15 protein-coding genes are annotated in these 16953 nt (G+C 46.9%); 5 read left to right on the top strand and 10 right to left on the bottom strand.

Annotated features, from left to right (window positions below):
- Positions 1 to 144: 144 nt before the first annotated feature.
- Both metH and cobS read right to left on the bottom strand, forming a co-directional pair.
- Complete coding sequence (metH, locus tag PMG25_RS03895) at positions 145 to 3690, bottom strand: methionine synthase (RefSeq protein ID WP_347178737.1); 3546 nt, start codon at positions 3688 to 3690, stop codon at positions 145 to 147.
- 106 nt (positions 3691 to 3796) lie between these two features.
- Complete coding sequence (gene cobS / locus PMG25_RS03890; RefSeq protein ID WP_283765597.1) at positions 3797 to 4543, bottom strand: adenosylcobinamide-GDP ribazoletransferase; 747 nt, start codon at positions 4541 to 4543, stop codon at positions 3797 to 3799.
- A gap of 22 nt (positions 4544 to 4565) precedes the next feature.
- Between cobS and PMG25_RS03885 the strand changes: the two genes are divergently transcribed.
- Positions 4566 to 4712 (top strand): hypothetical protein, encoded by a 147-nt coding sequence (locus PMG25_RS03885; protein WP_283765596.1) that lies wholly within the window; start codon positions 4566 to 4568, stop codon positions 4710 to 4712.
- 109 nt (positions 4713 to 4821) lie between these two features.
- Positions 4822 to 5277 (top strand): hypothetical protein, encoded by a 456-nt coding sequence (locus PMG25_RS03880; protein ID WP_283765595.1) that lies wholly within the window; start codon positions 4822 to 4824, stop codon positions 5275 to 5277.
- A 29-nt stretch (positions 5278 to 5306) separates the two neighbouring features.
- On the opposite strand, the gene PMG25_RS03875 is transcribed toward PMG25_RS03880, so the two are convergent.
- Positions 5307 to 6422, bottom strand: coding sequence for a mechanosensitive ion channel family protein (locus PMG25_RS03875; RefSeq protein WP_283765594.1), 1116 nt, complete (start codon positions 6420 to 6422; stop codon positions 5307 to 5309).
- A 79-nt stretch (positions 6423 to 6501) separates the two neighbouring features.
- Positions 6502 to 7602 (bottom strand): mechanosensitive ion channel family protein, encoded by a 1101-nt coding sequence (locus PMG25_RS03870; protein WP_430540947.1) that lies wholly within the window; start codon positions 7600 to 7602, stop codon positions 6502 to 6504.
- 250 nt (positions 7603 to 7852) lie between these two features.
- On the opposite strand from PMG25_RS03870, the gene mnmE reads away from it, so the two are divergent.
- On the top strand, positions 7853 to 9235 hold the full coding sequence (gene mnmE, locus PMG25_RS03865; RefSeq protein WP_283765592.1) for a tRNA uridine-5-carboxymethylaminomethyl(34) synthesis GTPase MnmE: 1383 nt from the start codon (positions 7853 to 7855) through the stop codon (positions 9233 to 9235).
- A 353-nt stretch (positions 9236 to 9588) separates the two neighbouring features.
- Here the strand turns inward: mnmE and PMG25_RS03860 are convergent, their stop codons facing one another.
- Together PMG25_RS03860 and PMG25_RS03855 are read right to left on the bottom strand one after the other, a co-directional pair.
- Positions 9589 to 10320, bottom strand: a complete 732-nt coding sequence (locus PMG25_RS03860) for a GNAT family N-acetyltransferase (protein ID WP_283765591.1) — start codon at positions 10318 to 10320, stop codon at positions 9589 to 9591.
- Between the two features lie 158 nt (positions 10321 to 10478).
- Positions 10479 to 11297 (bottom strand): sulfotransferase, encoded by an 819-nt coding sequence (locus tag PMG25_RS03855; RefSeq protein ID WP_283765590.1) that lies wholly within the window; start codon positions 11295 to 11297, stop codon positions 10479 to 10481.
- A gap of 485 nt (positions 11298 to 11782) precedes the next feature.
- On the opposite strand from PMG25_RS03855, the gene PMG25_RS03850 reads away from it, so the two are divergent.
- Both PMG25_RS03850 and PMG25_RS03845 read left to right on the top strand, forming a co-directional pair.
- Entirely contained in the window at positions 11783 to 12091 is a 309-nt protein-coding gene (locus tag PMG25_RS03850; protein WP_283765589.1) for a hypothetical protein, read from the top strand.
- Positions 12057 to 12458, top strand: a complete 402-nt coding sequence (locus tag PMG25_RS03845) for a type II toxin-antitoxin system VapC family toxin (RefSeq protein ID WP_283765588.1) — start codon at positions 12057 to 12059, stop codon at positions 12456 to 12458. The genes PMG25_RS03850 and PMG25_RS03845 overlap by 35 nt, the downstream gene beginning before the upstream one ends.
- A 210-nt stretch (positions 12459 to 12668) precedes the next feature.
- Here PMG25_RS03845 and PMG25_RS03840 read toward each other — a convergent pair whose 3' ends face one another.
- The 4 genes from PMG25_RS03840 to PMG25_RS03825 form a co-directional block, all read right to left on the bottom strand.
- A complete protein-coding gene (locus PMG25_RS03840) occupies positions 12669 to 12989 on the bottom strand; it encodes a hypothetical protein (RefSeq protein ID WP_283765587.1) in 321 nt (106 codons plus the stop codon).
- Positions 12982 to 13326, bottom strand: coding sequence for a papain fold toxin domain-containing protein (locus PMG25_RS03835; protein WP_283765646.1), 345 nt, complete (start codon positions 13324 to 13326; stop codon positions 12982 to 12984). Before PMG25_RS03835 ends, PMG25_RS03840 begins: the two co-directional genes overlap by 8 nt.
- Before the next feature lie 102 nt (positions 13327 to 13428).
- Complete coding sequence (locus PMG25_RS03830; RefSeq protein WP_283765645.1) at positions 13429 to 14061, bottom strand: calcium-binding protein; 633 nt, start codon at positions 14059 to 14061, stop codon at positions 13429 to 13431.
- Positions 14062 to 15022: 961 nt separating this feature from the next.
- Positions 15023 to 16953, bottom strand: a 1931-nt coding sequence (locus PMG25_RS03825) for a putative Ig domain-containing protein (protein WP_283765586.1), incomplete at its 5' end; no start/stop codon positions are given.

Genomic DNA, 16953 nt, shown 5'->3' with positions numbered 1-16953 from the left:
GTAGGGGCGAACGGCCGTTCGCCCCTACAGATACCGTTGTTGTAGATAGATCTTGGTGTATCAACCTTAATTAGAATGACTATTCGCTCCTTGAACAAGCGACAAGGGGCCACAAGCCCCTTGTGAGAAGGAGGTCAAACTGGCTTATGGGCTGAAGTATTTGGAGACGGGATGGTGGGTGATAATGGCGCTGGTGGATTGTTCGGGATAGATTTGCTCGCTCTCGTCCATGTACATATTAATGCGATCGCTCCCCAGCAGCTCCAATTGCTTATACTGGTCTTCCATATTCGGACAAGCGGGATAGCCGAAACTATAGCGGGAACCGTGATAGCGCTGTTTGAACATATCACGCACATTATCCGGTTCTTCATCCCCAAAGCCTAATTCGCGGCGAATTTTGGCGTGCAACCATTCCGCCATTGCTTCGGCGGTTTGCACCGCCATACCATGGAAATAAAGATAGTCTGTATAGCGATCGCCTGCAAACAACTTCTGCGCGTATTCCGTCGCTACTTCTCCCACCGTTACCGCGTGCATCGGGAACACATCCATCACCCCGCTCTCCTTCGGCGCAAAGAAATCCGCAATACACAAGCGACGGGAGCGTTTTTGGCGCGGAAACTCAAAGGTATATTTCACCGTTTTCGCCATTCCCCCGTTCATCTCCTCAGCATCATAAACAAACACCGTATTCCCTTCCGACTGAGCCGGGAAATAACCATAAAGCGCTTGGGGCTTCAAGATATTTTCCGTTAAAATCTTCTCTTTCCATTCCTCTAAGATGGGATGCACCGTCTCTTGCAAGAACTCGTCATATTCTTCACGAGATTTATCTTTCGGCTTGCGGAATTGCCATTGCCCCACAAACAGCGCTTGCAAATCTAAATACCAGAAAACCTCTTCTAAAGGAATATCTTCCGGTTGCAAAATCCGACTGCCCCAGAAGGGAGGAGTGGGACGAGGAATATCAATTTCTACGGCTTCCGATCGCCGAGTATCAATCACCTCTGGTTCCGAGGACTTGGATTCTGTTCCTGTGTCTTCTCCCTTATCCTCGACTTCAACATGGCCGTTTCCATTATTGTCTACTTCATCCAAAAAGCCTTGGAAATCATCCCAATTATTCGCCGCTTTCGCAGGCATCAACTTATCCATAAACGTCAAGTCAGAAAAAGCATCTTTCCCGTAAATCACTCGACCTTTATAGGCATTTTGACAATCCTGATAGACAAACTTGGGCGTTAGAGCGGCTCCCCCCAAAATCACCGGCACGCTAATTCCTTGCTCATTAAAGGTTTCCAAATTATCCTTCATAAACGCTGTCGATTTCACCAGCAAGCCACTCATGGCGATACAGTCGGCGTTATGCTCGCGATAGGCATCAATAATATTATCGACGGGTTGTTTAATGCCCAAGTTAACCACTTTGTAGCCGTTATTGGACAGGATGATATCGACTAAATTTTTACCAATATCATGGACATCTCCTTTCACTGTGGCAATCACAAAGATTCCTTTGGCATTGTTGCCCGATTCTGATTTTTCCATGAACGGTTCTAGATAGGCGACTGCCGCTTTCATTGTTTCGGCTGATTGCAACACAAAGGGAAGTTGCATCTGTCCGGAACCGAATAAGTCCCCAACTACTTTCATGCCATCGAGTAGGAAGACGTTAATAATTTCTAGGGGTGGATACTCTTCTAAGGCCTTTTTCAAGGAGTCTTCTAAACCAATACGCTCGCCGTCGATAATATGGTTTTTGAGGCGCTCGTTAATGGGCAGATTTTCATCACCCGAACGATCGCGCTTCGCTTTCTTCCCTTCAAACAGTTTAGTCAATTCTGCCAGGGGATCGTAGGTGCAAATTTCGCCATCAAATTCCCGTTGATCGTAGATCAGTTTGCGACAGACTTCTTGATGTTCGGGTTCAATTTTGGCTAGGGGTAAAATCTTGTTGGCGCTGACAATGGCGCTATCTAATCCTGCTTGCATGGCTTCGTGCAAGAACATGGAGTTGAGAACAATCCGCGCTGCTGCATTTAAGCCGAAGGAAATATTGGAAACACCAAGCATAATATGACACTCTGGCAATTCTTCGCGAATGCGACGAATCGATTCTATGGTTGCTTTTCCGTTTTCTCGGTCTTCTTCAATCCCGGTAGAAATAGGCAGTGCTAGAGTATCAAAGAATATTTCATGGGCAGGAATTCCATATTCAATTGCCTGGTCATAAGCCCGTTTAGCAATCTCAAACTTTTTATCGGCCGTTCGCGCCATGCCATCCTCATCAATGGTTCCCACAACCACACCCGCGCCGTATTTTTTCGCCAGTTCTAAGACTTTCAAAAACCGGGGTTCTCCATCTTCGTAGTTGGTGGAATTAAGGATACATTTTCCGCCCACCACTTTTAACCCGGCTTCCATTTTTTCCCACTCGGTGGAATCTAACATTAAGGGCAGGGTCATGTTGTTGACTAAACGAGAGGCGAGTTCGTTCATATCTCGCACTCCATCCCGACCCACATAATCGACGTTCACATCTAAAATATGGGCCCCTTCTTTGACTTGGGCTTTACCTAGAGAAACTAAGCCATCCCAGTCTTCTTTATTGAGTAGGTTGCGGCATTTTTTGGAGCCACTGGCGTTGAGTCTTTCGCCGACAATGAGGAAGGAATTATCTTGATGGTAGGGTTGAGGGCTATAGATGGATGCGGCTGCTGGTTCAAAGACGGGGTGGCGTTCTTTGGGTTTGAGGGTAGCGGCAATTTCGGCTAATTGTTGAATATGATCGGGACGGGTTCCACAGCATCCGCCAATGATTTGCACGCCCCAATCTTCCACAAACCGATTGAGGGCCATGCGTAATTCCATGGGGGTGAGTTTGTAATGGGCATGACCGCCGACATTTTCGGGTAATCCGGCGTTGGGAATGCAGGAGACGGTGAAGGGGGAATGCTCGCAAAGATATTTAATATGCTCGGCCATGCGATCGGGGCCGGTGGCGCAGTTTAAGCCTAAAATATCAATATTGTAGGGTTCAAGAATGGTTAAAGCGGCTCCAATTTCGGAACCAACGAGCATAGTTCCCATGACTTCCATGGTGATGGAAACCATGATCGGGCGGCGTTCTCCTTGGCGTTCAAAGACTTTTTCTACGGCGTTTAATGCGGCTTTTATTTGCAGAACGTCTTGACAAGTTTCAATAATAAAGAGGTCTACGCCTCCGTCATAGAGTCCTTCGGCTTGTTCGGTAAAGGCGGCTTCTAGGGCATCAAAATTAATATGACCTAATGTAGGTAGTTTAGTGGTTGGCCCGATCGCACCGGCGACAAACCGGGGTTTTTCTGGGGTGGAAAATTCGGCGGTGATGCTTTTAGCCAGTTCTGCGGCGGCTTTGTTGAGTTCGTAGGCTTGGTCGGCTAGGTCATATTCAGCGAGGACGATGGAGGCTGCCCCAAAGGTATCGGTTTCAATCACATCACATCCGGCACTGAGGAAATCACGGTGAACTTTGGCGATCGCCTCTGGTTTGGTTTTGATTAAATATTCATTACACCCTTCATATTCTGGGCCTCCAAAGTCCTCTGCGGTTAAGTTCTGAACTTGGAGGTTGGTTCCCATCGCGCCATCAAAGACGATGACGGGACGTTCTGGACTCTGTAGGCGGTTCAGGAAAGCACTATTCATGGGAACGGTTTCGACAAGGTTAACAAGCATATTTCTTTATTGTACCGTACCGGCGATCGGGGAGTGGGGGGATGGGGGGATGGGGGAATGGGGGGATGAAGATTACTCATGACTGAATTAAAACGGCCCAAACTAAACCCCATGCTTCTGTCCACTCGACGACTGCGCCATAGGTGTCTCCGGTGTGGCCTCCGAGTTGGCGATTGAACCACCATCCGCTTCCCCAGGCGATCGCCGCCCATCCTAATGTTAAGCTGAGAATCTGAATACTCTCTTGGGGATTAAGCGCTGCTGCTAGACCACTCAGAGCTATGAGCAGAACTAAAGCGGGTAAAACGTCTTTATACGATTGAATAGTGGCTTTATGAAAGGCTCCTTTTCCTGTGGGTTTCAGATACGGATAGCGCCAAATGGCAATCAGTTGTCCTGCTCTTGCCCATGCGGGAATAGCGGTCACGATCCACAGATGGGGTTGAGTCAAAGAACTCAGAGCCGCCGTTTTCAGTAACAGAATCAGGATGGCTGACATGGCTCCAAATGCCCCCGTGACGCTATCGCTCATCGCCTCCAAACGGCGATCGCCATCCGTAACACTTAACCCATCAGCCGTATCCATAGCTCCATCTAAGTGTAATCCCCCAGTTATACCCACCCAAAGCGCAATAATCACTGAACTGCGGGTTAAATTAGGCATTCCTACGGCCCATAATCCCCCATCAATCCCCCCTAGGATGACTCCAATCAGCAGTCCTACGAGAGGGGCAAACCGAGCGATCCCCGAAAACTCTAAGGGCCAAGAAGAGGGAATCGGAACACGGGTGTAAAAGGAGATCGCTCCCCAAAAATTCCACATCCATTTCATTGCCACTCCCCCTATGCTCTATGTTAATCTGCGAATAGACATCTACTCTGTTTTCTTGGCCGTCGATCTGAATCTTCCCTTTTACTTGGGCGATCGATACCCAGAATTCGATCAAAAAATCCGTAGAATCTGGCAAGTATTCACCAAAGAGTTAGGATAGAATTGTCTCATAGGCTACTTTATAGGCTATTTTATCCTAGGGTGCAGTCTTGGGATGTCAAATCGTCAGTAGTCTTGTCGTCCTCTTTTGAAATTAGAGAGTTTTTCCCATGAATTACGATCAATTGCCTGGCAATACACGGTTACCTGCTCCTTGCATTCTCAACAGAGGCATTATTGTGAATCCACAGGATATTCAGAAGGCGATCGGGGATCTCCATCGTGTGCGTTACGTTGAACTGCTCGATCGGCAAACCCAAGCGACGGGAGAAGCCTATATCCAAGAGGTCTTTTCCGATCCCCTGCGATCGACGATCCTGGCTAATCATACCCTATATTTGAACATTCAAAGCTTTGATTATTTAGAACTTCAGCAATCTGACGACCAAGAAACCTATTTTGATTTAGTTCAAGATAACCGTGTCCTGCGGTTAATCCCTCTTTCCAATCCGCTACAAAATCAACCCGTTAGTTCTTTGAATACGGCTGCATTAGAAGTAATGATGGCAGAAGTTTTAGCCGCTAATTTAGATGTGCAAATGGATGATGACGACCCCTTAGCCTAAGATGGGAAATATGGTTTAAGCTCAGAAATTTAAATAGTGACTGGAGATTCTACATAAATATTCGGTTCTTGCAGGGTAAATTCAATTCCGAACTCCATTAGTTTTTTGGTAACTTTTTGATTAGCCAATTCAAGTAAACGTTTCCTCAGTTGAATAGAATTCTCATTAGATCCAAGGATGAAAAATGTAACCCTAGCTCTGGTATTCTGATGAGAATTTTCATCATTTAGCAAAACAATACTCGTGCTACCTGGATCAATTCCAAATAGAGCATCCGTACTTTCTTTGACCACTTGTTGAACCAACGATTGTTCCCGCTCTTGCAAATAGCGATTGAAATCTAAGTAGAGCAAGACCATCACTTTTTTACCTCTGGTGACATTTTCAATCCCCAGATTGGCTAACGTATTATTAGGCATAATAAATAAGGTGCTTTTGGCAGCCGTTCTAATTTTTGTAGACCGTAATCCAATCGATTCCACACGCCCATATAAACCATCGGGTAACCGAATATATTCCCCAGCAATAAACGGTCGGTCTAAATATAAAACAATTGTTCCTAACAGTTGTTCTAGGGTGCTTTTAGCCGCAAATGCCACAGCAGTAGCCCCAATAGAAACCCCAGCGAGTAAAGCAGTCAGGGGAATTCTTTGACTTTGGGCAAAGGCAACAACGGCAAAAAAGCCGATTAATACATTAACGACGGTTTCAATAATTAAGATAAAATCGTCTACTTCGATACCCAGTTTCCGGACAATGGAAATGCCATAAATACGAACAAGCTGCCGAAAAATACGGGAACAGAGCCAGGCTAAACTAATGGTTAATCCTAGGGTGATAAAGGGCTGGGTAAACTTATAAAGTCCAGGGTTATTTTCGAGCCATGCTAGGGAAAAATAAATTAAAATAAAACTTCCTGCGACTCGAAATTCTTTTTTGAGGGGTTCCACAAAATCTTCATACAGACGATTAACTTGTCCAGAAAAGGTGCGGTTAAGGACAAAACGAACAAAGTTAGGGGTAGCTTTACTGATGAGAATCGATCCTAAGACAAATACTAGAAAAACTAGGGGATAGGGAATACTGTATTGATCGAGCAGATTCACGGTTGAATCAGTCAATTGAGTCCAGGCAGAAACATTCATATAGAAATATGGAAATCAGGAATAGGGAATAGGAAAAACCGAGTGTTACCCCGATCGCTCATTTGAAATGGCTGTATCATTATATGGTGATTGGAGAATCAACATAAATATTGGGTTCTTCAATATCAAACTGAACGCCATACTCCTTGAGCTTTACGGTAATATTCTGACGGGCGCGATCGATCATTTGTCGGCGAATGTCCATGGAAGCTTTACCGGAACCGAGGATAAACAGGGTAATTTGGGCTTGGGTTTTAGCCTCTGAACCTCCAGTGTTTAGGGTTCTAAAGGTAACGTTGGTACTGCGGGGATTAATGCCAAAAATGTCTTGGGTACTGGCGAGAATGACTTCCCGAATTAGGGCTTGTTCTTGCTCTTCGATGATCTGATAAAAGGTAAGATAGAGTAAAGACATCACCTTTTTGGCTCCGGTGAAGTTTTCAATATTGACTTGAGTGAGGGAGTTGTTGGGAACAATCATGAGAGTTCCTTTGCCAGAGGTGCGAATTTTGGTCGATCGCAGTCCAATGGATTCTACCCGGCCAAATGTGCCATCGGGTAAGCCGATATAGTCATCGACGACAAAGGGGCGATCGATATAAAGAACGATACCGCCTAGAAATTGGCTGAGGGTATTTTGGGCAGCAAAGGCGATCGCCAATCCTCCAACACCTAAACTCGCCAATAATCCGATAACATTCACCTGATGAGTTTGGGCAAAAAGCAGAATTGCCAGAATGATAATCGCAGCATTCACTGTCCATTTACTGACAATCAATAGCTCGCTATTAACTTTGCGTCCACTCTGAAAGGCAGCATCAATTAGATAAACATCAAAGAATTGTTGAAAAATGCGCGAAGCTAATACGCTGGTAGTGACGGTGAGACTTAAGCTCACGATCCTCTCGCCCCAAGGACTGAGAAAATCGAGATCCCATAGAATGAGAGTCAGATCGACGAGAGCGAATAGGAAAACAATGCGAATTAATCCCTTGAATGGAGTAACGGTTTTTTCTAAGATAGTGGCAGCTTGGCTCGGTAGCAGCAATAGGATCGCCCTTAAAATGATTCCAGGGAGGGCGCGTAAGCCCAGAATGATGGAGGCGATCGCCAAGGCAAATAAGCCAATACCCAACCATTGAGTTGGAAAGGTTGCCAGATCGGAAGCAGTATTTTCCATAGGAAATGGGTGGAAAATGGATCGGATAATATCAGGGTTATTATATCGGGTTGTAGCCAGAAGATGAATCATCCCCCAGGAAGAGATGCGATCGCCGCGATCGTACCCATCAATTTGGCCCATAAGACCCCATCTCTGGAATTTGAGTATATTCAATAACTCTTGTTTTGATTAAGAAGTTTGAATATTTTTTTCTTGGGAAAATAGAATGTAAAAAAGACTGGCTCTTGAGAGGGGAAAGACTGACAAGATGTTGAATTCGTTTGCAGCTAAAGATACGATCGCGGCGATCGCTACTGCCATTGTGCCCCAAGCGGGTAGTGTGGGCATTGTGCGACTATCGGGAGCCGAAGCTTTGCAGATCGCCCAATTGCTGTTTGAAGCGCCCGGAAATCAGCCCTGGGAGAGCCATCGCATTCTGTACGGGTATATCTGCGATCCGCACACGGGGGCGACGGTGGATGAGGCTTTGCTGATGATTATGAAAGCGCCGCGCTCCTACACCCGCGAGGATGTGGTGGAGTTCCATTGTCATGGGGGCATCATGGTGGTGCAGCAGGTGCTGACGCTGTGTTTAGAGCAGGGCGCTCGACTGGCACAACCGGGAGAGTTTACCCTGAGAGCGTTTCTGAATGGACGGATTGATTTAACCCAAGCGGAAAGTATCTCAGATCTGGTGGGGGCGCGATCGCCTCAAGCCGCAGAATTAGCCCTAGCGGGAATTCAGGGTAAGTTGGCTTCTCCTATTCGCCATCTGCGTAAAACCTGTGTGGAGCTATTGGCGGAAATTGAAGCAAGGATTGATTTTGAGGACGATCTGCCCCCTCTGGATGAGCCGAAAATTATCACCGAAATTAATCAAGTTTTAGAGCAATTAAACAGCATTTTAGCCACGGCTAATCAGGGGGAATTACTCCGCAGTGGCTTAAAAGTGGCGATCGTCGGTCGTCCGAATGTGGGAAAATCGAGCTTACTCAATGCTTGGAGTCAGAGCGATCGCGCCATTGTTACCGATCTACCCGGCACTACCCGCGATATTGTGGAAACTCAGCTCGTGGTGCGCGGGGTTCCCATTCAAGTATTAGATACCGCAGGCATTCGGGATACGGGCGATCGCGTGGAGAAAATCGGCGTAGAGCGATCGCGCCAAGCCACCCAAAAAGCCGATCTGATCCTCTTTACCCTCGATGCGGCTGCCGGATGGACTGCCGAAGATCGCGCCATTTACGAGCAACTGCCCCCCGAAAAAGTGATTCTAATCCTTAATAAAATTGACTTAGTGGGCGAGTTGCCCTCTGGTTTACCGGGGGATATTGTGGCGATCGTCAAAACCGCAGCCGCCCATAAACAAGGCATTGAAGCCCTAGAAGAAGCCATTCTCAGCGCCGTGAATGGGGGCAACCTACAAGCCGCCAATCTCGATATTGCCATTAACCAACGGCAAACCGCCGCCCTCACCCGCGCCCAAGTTGCCCTAGAGCAAGTGCAAGCCACCATTGCCGAACAGCTCCCCCTCGATTTCTGGACTATTGACTTACGGGGAGCCATTCAAGCCTTGGGAGAAGTCACCGGAGAAGAAGTCACCGAATCCGTACTCGATCGCATCTTTAGCCGCTTTTGTATTGGGAAATAATTTTCCATTCAGTGGATTTAAGTTATATCAAGTCCGGTTAAAGACTTGTCATATCAAGTCCGGTTTCCGCAAGCGGACATGAAAATTTGTTAAGAAGCGGGCAAGATGCCCGCACTCCTCAAATTCTTTGATATGACTGGAGTGGGAGCATCTTGCTCCCTGGATTTTTAATTAGGGAGATTGCTTCACTCCACTGCGTTCCGTTCGCAATGACATTGTGTAACTGATTATCCGGATTTGATACAGCGCTTCGCGCTGTTATGGTGTACAGTCTTAAAGGCTCAAAGCCATGTACTACAACCCTATTCCCTATTCCCTAGCGCGTTCATGTCCGCGAAGCGGAAAGCGCTATATTAATTGGGATGTGGGATCAATGCTCCTGATTTGACCCAAGTTGGGGCAGTACGCAACTGTTCACACTCAGGAATCTTGGATAAATCGGGAGGAGGTAAAGGCGCTGTTAAAGGTTGAGTAATATCGCGCCCGATTAAGCGTTTAGATAAGCGAGCGATTCGAGAGTTTTGACGCATTTGAGCTTCAACCATGCCAAAAATATGCATATCCACATACTCTTGACTGACGGGATCGTATAAATGCTCTTTCATAATTCCTTCGAGTTCAGCTCCCACTTTTTTAAAGATAATATGAACCGAATGATTATAACCATAAGAATGGGCATAAAAACGATGTAAATTGTAGGCATTAAAAACCAAATCAGTCATTAGCAAACAGGCTTCTACACCATGGCTAACAGAGCGATGTTCCGGATCGAAAATTCCGACTAGCAATTCTGCTTTTCGATGTAAAGGGGTATAATCAACAGCCGCAATAATGCCGATCGCCCCATGGGTCTTGTGAATAATCAAGCATTCCAGATCGCTGCTTTGGGCAGAGCTAGAGCGCGATCGCTGAATTAGCTTTTCTCGCACCTGCTCCACGGTTTCTGCGCGATCGTTCAGGCGAAATAAGCGCATAAACTCGTAGCGTGAGTACATTTTTTCCAACAGCAAAGGAGCATCACTGGGTTGGGTTCGCCTCAAAGTCAGAGACCGTCCTTGGTGGAGAATTAGTGATTTAAGATCCATATCAATTAACAATTAACAATTAACAATTAACAATTTTCATGTCGGCGACAGCCGAAACAATTAACAATGGGTGTTGATAAGTAGGGGCGGGTTCACCCAAATCTTCGATGCATAACCATTGATGTTGTAAACCCGCCCTCCATAACATTAATAAACTGTTATAACAAACCCGGATAAAATAAACGATAAAACCAACTGAAATTTTGTTTAATCATCACTTCAAACCGGTTGGGCAGAGGATAGCGAACCAGAGGGCGATCGCCCTCATAAGCTTCTTCACCATACTGACTGAATGAAGCGGGAGACCTGGGTAACAGAGCAGAACTGCCTAAATCAGCCGTAATGGGGGTAAGATCTAGCCATTTGAGTAACTCCGTCAACACCTCTTGAGGATCGCTCATTAAATGCTCGTACACCACATAAAAGAGCCGTTGTTGCAACGTTTCTTCTAAGTCTTGGACTTGCTCCAAGGTATTTAGGAAAGAACCCATCCGACCTGAAGGAGAAAAGAATTGTTTGGCTCGTTCAGTCCGTGAGAGATCGGCGATTTTCTCTGGAAAATCTAACAACAGAGTCTTCTGATGCTGGCGTTCAATGGTGGCATACACTTGTCCTAATTCTCGCACACAGACCACCATTTTACAGTCCGGGTCAAGAAAATGGATTAATTCTAAATGCTGTAACCATTGTGGATGAGCATCGATCGCCCAAGACTCAGAAACCTGGGAGTACCAACCCTTGATAAAACCTTGGATGCCATAGCGCGATCGCTCCATCATCCCCTTCACCTCATCCTGCACCAGGGGAGTCAGTTGGGGATGCTCAGACAGAACAGACCGAAAGTTAACCACCAGATCGCATAAAGGAGATTCTCGGCGATCGCTATACACCTCTGGATGCTGGCTCAAAAGCTGACTGAGAAACCCAGTTCCAGAGCAAGGCAGTCCAGTCAAATAGAGAAAACGGGGATCAGTCATAAGTCAATTAAAAATTAAAAATGGATCTGGGTTGGAGACCAATTGTAGGGTGGGCAGGAGCATAAGCAATATCGCTCAAATTATACTAGAAGACCCTGCCCACCTTACTACTATCCGGAAGAACTAATTCGCTTGCTTTGAGCTATGGAGTAAAATAAATGAGTTGTGCAACAGGAAATGCCCTCTCCCTTTCATGTCCGCAGGAAAATCCCTCTCCCACGGGATTCTTGACTTTTTCCCCCTTCTCCCGCGGGAGAAGGGGGCAGGGGGATGAGGGGCAGCCATTACATAAACTCATTTAGGTTTGCTATAGCTAGTCTAAATAAGTTGTGCAACAGGAAATGCCCTCTCCCTATATCCCTCTCCCACGGGATTCTTGACTTTTTCCCCCTTCTCCCGCGGGAGAAGGGGGTAGGGGGATGAGGGGCAGCCATTACACAACTCATTTAGGTTTGCTATATATACAGGCATCAGGAGGTAAAAACTTGAATTGGGACATTCGTAATATCGAGCAAAAATTTCAGGAAATTCTGAGTGCAACCCCGAAAGAGCCGCAACTGATTTATGAGGGCGATCGCCTAGTAGCCGCCGTGGTAGATAGTCGATTATTTCAAGATTTTTTAACTTGGCAACAGCAGCGCAAAATGTCTTCAATTGCTGATACTTTTGCCGAGTTGCGGAGCTTGTGTGCCGAAGAAGATTATTTCCTGGAAATTCCCCAGCGACAAAATAGAGAGAATTCTTTTAGTGACCCTGGTGATGATGTTTCTATTGGACACGAATATAATCAGTGAATTAACCCGATCTAAGCCCAATCAAAACGTCATAAATTGGTCGGCCAAGCTCTCAGAAATTAGGATTAGTGTAATTACGGTTGACGAAATTTATTATGGTTTGGCTTGGAAACCCAACTCTAGAATTAAAGTTTGGTTTGACACTTTTATCGACTCTAAATGTCTGATTCTTCCAGTAACCCCAACAATTGCTAAGGTTGCTGGACAATTAAGAGGTAGATTGCAGTCTCAGGGAAAACCTAGGACTCAAGCTGATATGATGATTGCGGCTACTGCTCAGATTCATCAATTGACTTTGGTCACCCGCAATACTAGAGACTTTGAAGGATGTGGCATTCGATTCATTAATCCTTTTTTAGCGGAATGAAGCAATCCCAACAATCCCGGTAATCTTAGCGTTAGCGAAGCTTGCGCGAAGCGCGAATGCTTCCCGGAGGTCGCAATGACAACTGTTTAACCGGACTTGATCTTACACGATCGAGAAGCCGGGTTTCTTGAAGAAACCCAGTTCCAGAGCAAGGCAGTCCAGTCAAATAGACAAAACGGAGATCAGTCATGTTGAATGAGAACCTCTAATTTAAGCAACCTGTTGATTGTCTTGGGCAATGAATTCATCGAGGAGTGCAAAGAATTTGTCAAACCCTGCTTTTTCGTCATGGCAAGATAGCATAATCAGCTTCGCCCAACTGGTCACACTAGGAACTCCGAGTTTTTCCTGAAGCCAAGGTTGAAAATTTTGATAGAAATCCTCTTCTGAGGGTTCTAATTCCTGTCCCATTTGCGATCGGGCAAACTCATAACCCACTAAAAACATAAAGAGATCGCTAACTGAAGGACGACCGAGATACATTCCTGGGGCTTCTTTTATTTTGTTTAAAGTGTTAAATAAATTAGCCATTCTCATCTCCTAAATATTCTAATTCATCAATTAAGAATTGACCACTGGGGCACATAAAATCAGCAATCCATTGCGATCTTGGCAAGCCATATTCAGACAAATTATCAAACACCAATCCTAACACCTCTACTCCATAGTGTGTACCATTCTCAGTAATCGATTCATTCATAGTGTAGCGACGACTAATAATAAATATTTCGCTTGGGCGTTTCGTTTGCAATCTCAGGATTTTTCCGGCAATACCCTGTTGTGCCAACCATGCCATCACCGCGATCGCACAGCGATCGCATTCCATCAATGGATAGGTTATGACCATTTTACCAACTTCTTGCCACACCTCCTCTGGTTCCAATTCACTGTACCTCTTAACCTTTATCCCATAAGATTACTGTATCGAGAAGCCGGGTTTCTTGAAGAAACCCGGCTTCTGACTCCCCAGCTATACTCCAAACACCGCCGCCGTTATCCCATCGGCAGAAACCCCCGTCAACGTCACTAACAACTCATTGCTGGCACTGACGCGAATCTGAGTTTCCACGCCCGAACTGCCCGTGACTTGAGTAACCGTTAAATCCCTAAAGGTCAGGGGATTCATCAAGTACAACACATCCTCACCAATGGCGAAATCCGTTATGATATCAGAGCCATGACTGGTTCCCAGGACAAACCGATCCGCCCCTGCACCGCCAGATAAGGTATCATTTCCCAGATCTCCAGAGACCGTATCATTACCTGCGCCGCCAGAAATTTGGTCATTGCCTTGACCGCCGTGGGCCAGGTCATTACCCTCACCTCCCACTACTAAGTCACTTCCCATACCACCGAGCAGGGTATCATTACCCAAGTCACCGCCTAGGGTATCATCCCCCAAATCTCCGCAAACCCAGTCATCATCTTGACCGCCCCGTACCAGATCGTTCCCTTGTCCGGCGTGGATGGTATCCTTTCCGGCATTGCCATGCAGGACATCTTCTCCTTGATTGCCGAGCAGGTAATCCGCACCACCACCCCCAAACGAGGTATCATTGCCTACGCCACCCGTTAGGGTATTAGCGCTCGCATCTCCCAACATCAGGTCGTGGGGAGGGGGGCTGTTGAGGGTGACGGCATAGTTTAAGGTGTTGATTAAGGCTTCTAAGGCTTCCGGGTTAAACAGGGTGGAAGCCTGTACTGGTGTGGACTCTGGCGCTACTGGGTCGGTAAACGGTTGGGTCGAGTTAGTGGCAAATGTGGTATTTTCCGTGAGGACGGAACCATTGATGCTGGCGGCGCTCACTTGGCTGGTGAGAGCTGCACCCGTATTTTCGGCCACTACTTCGCTGAAGGATTTTGTGCCACTGAAGGCAGCAGTTAAATCTTCCGTGACGCTGGTTTGGGACACTTTTTGGGCTTGGAAGAGTTGCTCGGTACTGGTGGCTGTGAGGATTTGCTCGTTGCTGGCAGCGATAACTTGGGCTAGTTGTGCGCTGTTGTTGGTTACTTGGTCTAGGTTTAACTCTTCGTCAAACTCCGTCAGAGTGCTGGCGGTGGTGTTGACCAGGCTTTGAATGGCGCTAGAGTCGCTCAGGTTTACACTACCGGATTGTACAAGCTTGGCCAAGTTAGCTGTCACTTCAGCGTCTAAGGTATTGCCACCGATACCGAGACTCGTCCCTATGGCGTTGCTCACTTGGCTAACTAGAGTTTGCACCGCTACTTGGGCAGCTAAGACCGCTTGCGCTGCGCTCGAACCCCCTTGGGCGATGGGGTCGAAAGTGGAGAGGTCGATATTACTGGGCAGTCCCAGGGCGGTTTTCACCTGAGTTTGTGCTGCTTCTGGGGTGAGTCCGGTATCTACGAGACTCGCGACGAGAGTTGTTAGCGGAGTCACCACAGTGGAACCGGGAACGGCTCGCAATGTGCCGGTAAAGGCTTGGCCGGTGATGGCATCAGTTCCGCCAACCACCACATATTGTCCTTCGTCGGGGTCGAGAGTGCCATTGCCATTGAGGTCGAAGTTGACGGAGATATCCAGGGTGAAATTACCCGCCGCGTCAGTGGTTGCACCGGGTTCGTTGCTGTCTTGGATGCCGTTGAAGTTGGTGTCGAGGAAGGCAGTGGCTCCAGAGATGGGGCCGTCTTGGGCGTTGGCTTGGATAGTTTGGGCAATGGCTTCGGGGGTCACCGTTAAGGTAAAAAAATCCTACCTCTCCTTCTTCAAACGTGGGATCTACTGCTAGAAATATAATCTCGTGAGTTCCCACTGCTGCCTGGGTTGGCGTAGCACTGAACGTACTGCCATTCAAATTTAGCCATTCCGGTCTATGATCGCCCGCAAAGCTGTAGTATGTTATCGGATCGCCGTCAGGATCGCTGAAAAAGGAAGACACATCTAAACTGAACTCACTCCCTTGAGCTACGGTTTGGTCAGGAATGGGCTGAATCAGAACCACAGGGTCGTTGACGTTATTGACAGTTACCTTAAACGTCTGACGAGTGGTTAGCTCACCATCACTAGCCGCTATAGTTAGCTCATGCTCTCCCACTTGGTCATTGCTGGCTATACCGGAGATAATCCAACTGTTTTTATCGAACACCCACCCACTGGGTAAGCCCTCGGCACTGTAGGTTAACTGCTCTCCCTCCGGATCGCTGAAATATGAGTTAAGATCGCCAAGATCCGACTCAAAACCACTAAAATCTAACCAAAAAGTGCCAGTCTGCCATTCAGGAGAGCCTTGCTGTATAGTCTGGTCAGGAATTTCCTTGATTACAATGGGAGCATCATTGATTTCATTTACAGTTAATACAAAACTTCCTTGCACTCCTGCCCAGTCCGGATCGAATGCTGTTACTGTAATAATGTTATATCCCACTGCTGCCTGGGTTGGCGTAGCACTGAACGTACTGCCATTGAAATTTAGCCATTCCGGTCTATGATCGCCCGCAAAGCTGTAGTATGTTATCGGATCGCCGTCAGGATCTCTGAAAAAGGAAGACACATCTAAACTGAACTCACTCCCTTCATCTACGGTTTGGTTAGGGATGTCTTGAATCAGAACCACAGGATCGTTGACGTTCTGATTTACAGTTAACTTAAACGTATCCTCAACGGTTTCCTGACTATCATCAGCCGTTACCTTAATCTCCAGCGCTCCCACACCTGTGGCTGTCCCGCTAAACTGACTGCCATTGAAGTTCAACCAACTGGGTAAGGCTGCACCATTGGCTAAAGTAGCACTATAGGTTAACTCATCTCCATCAGCATCACTGAAATTTGCGGCAATATCAAGGGTAAATTGATGGTCTTCATCTACAGTTTGGTCAGCTATCTGAGTCTGGACAACTGGTGCATTATTCGTCGCCACTTCCGTAATGCCCAAACTATAAGCCGTCGTCGCATCCGGAGTCGCACCCACCGTCGTGTCATCCACCTCCACCGTCACGTCATAACTAGACTGGGTGGCAAAATCTAGAACTGTCCCCGCTTTCAAATAGAGTTCAGAACCACTAATTTCAAAGCTACCGGCATCCGCACCACTTAAACTGAGGTTGTTGGTTCCCAGTCCATCATCGGTGATGGCAATATCTGCCACTTTTATCGCGCTAGTGGTATCGGTGTCTTCGGCTAAACTGGCTGTGGCGTTATTTAGGTCTACTGCCGTCGGTGCAGCATTCGTCGCCACTTCCGTAATGCCCAAACTATAAGCCGTTGTCGCATCAGGAGTCGCACCCACCGTCGTGTCATCCACCTCCACCGTCACGTCATAACTAGACTGGGTGGCAAAATCTAGAACTGTCCCCGCTTTCAAATAGAGTTCAGAACCACTAATTTCAAAGCTACCGGCATCCGCACCACTTAAACTGAGGGTGTTGGTTCCCTCTCCATCATCAGTAATGGCAATATCAGCCACTTTTATGGCGCTAGTAGTGTTGGTGTCTTCGGGTAAACTGATGGTGGAATTGTTCAGATTGACCGCAGTCG

The organism is Roseofilum capinflatum BLCC-M114 (genome assembly GCF_030068505.1).
GTDB classification, from domain to species: domain Bacteria; phylum Cyanobacteriota; class Cyanobacteriia; order Cyanobacteriales; family Desertifilaceae; genus Roseofilum; species Roseofilum capinflatum.
This window is presented reverse-complemented; position numbering and strand designations above follow the sequence as displayed.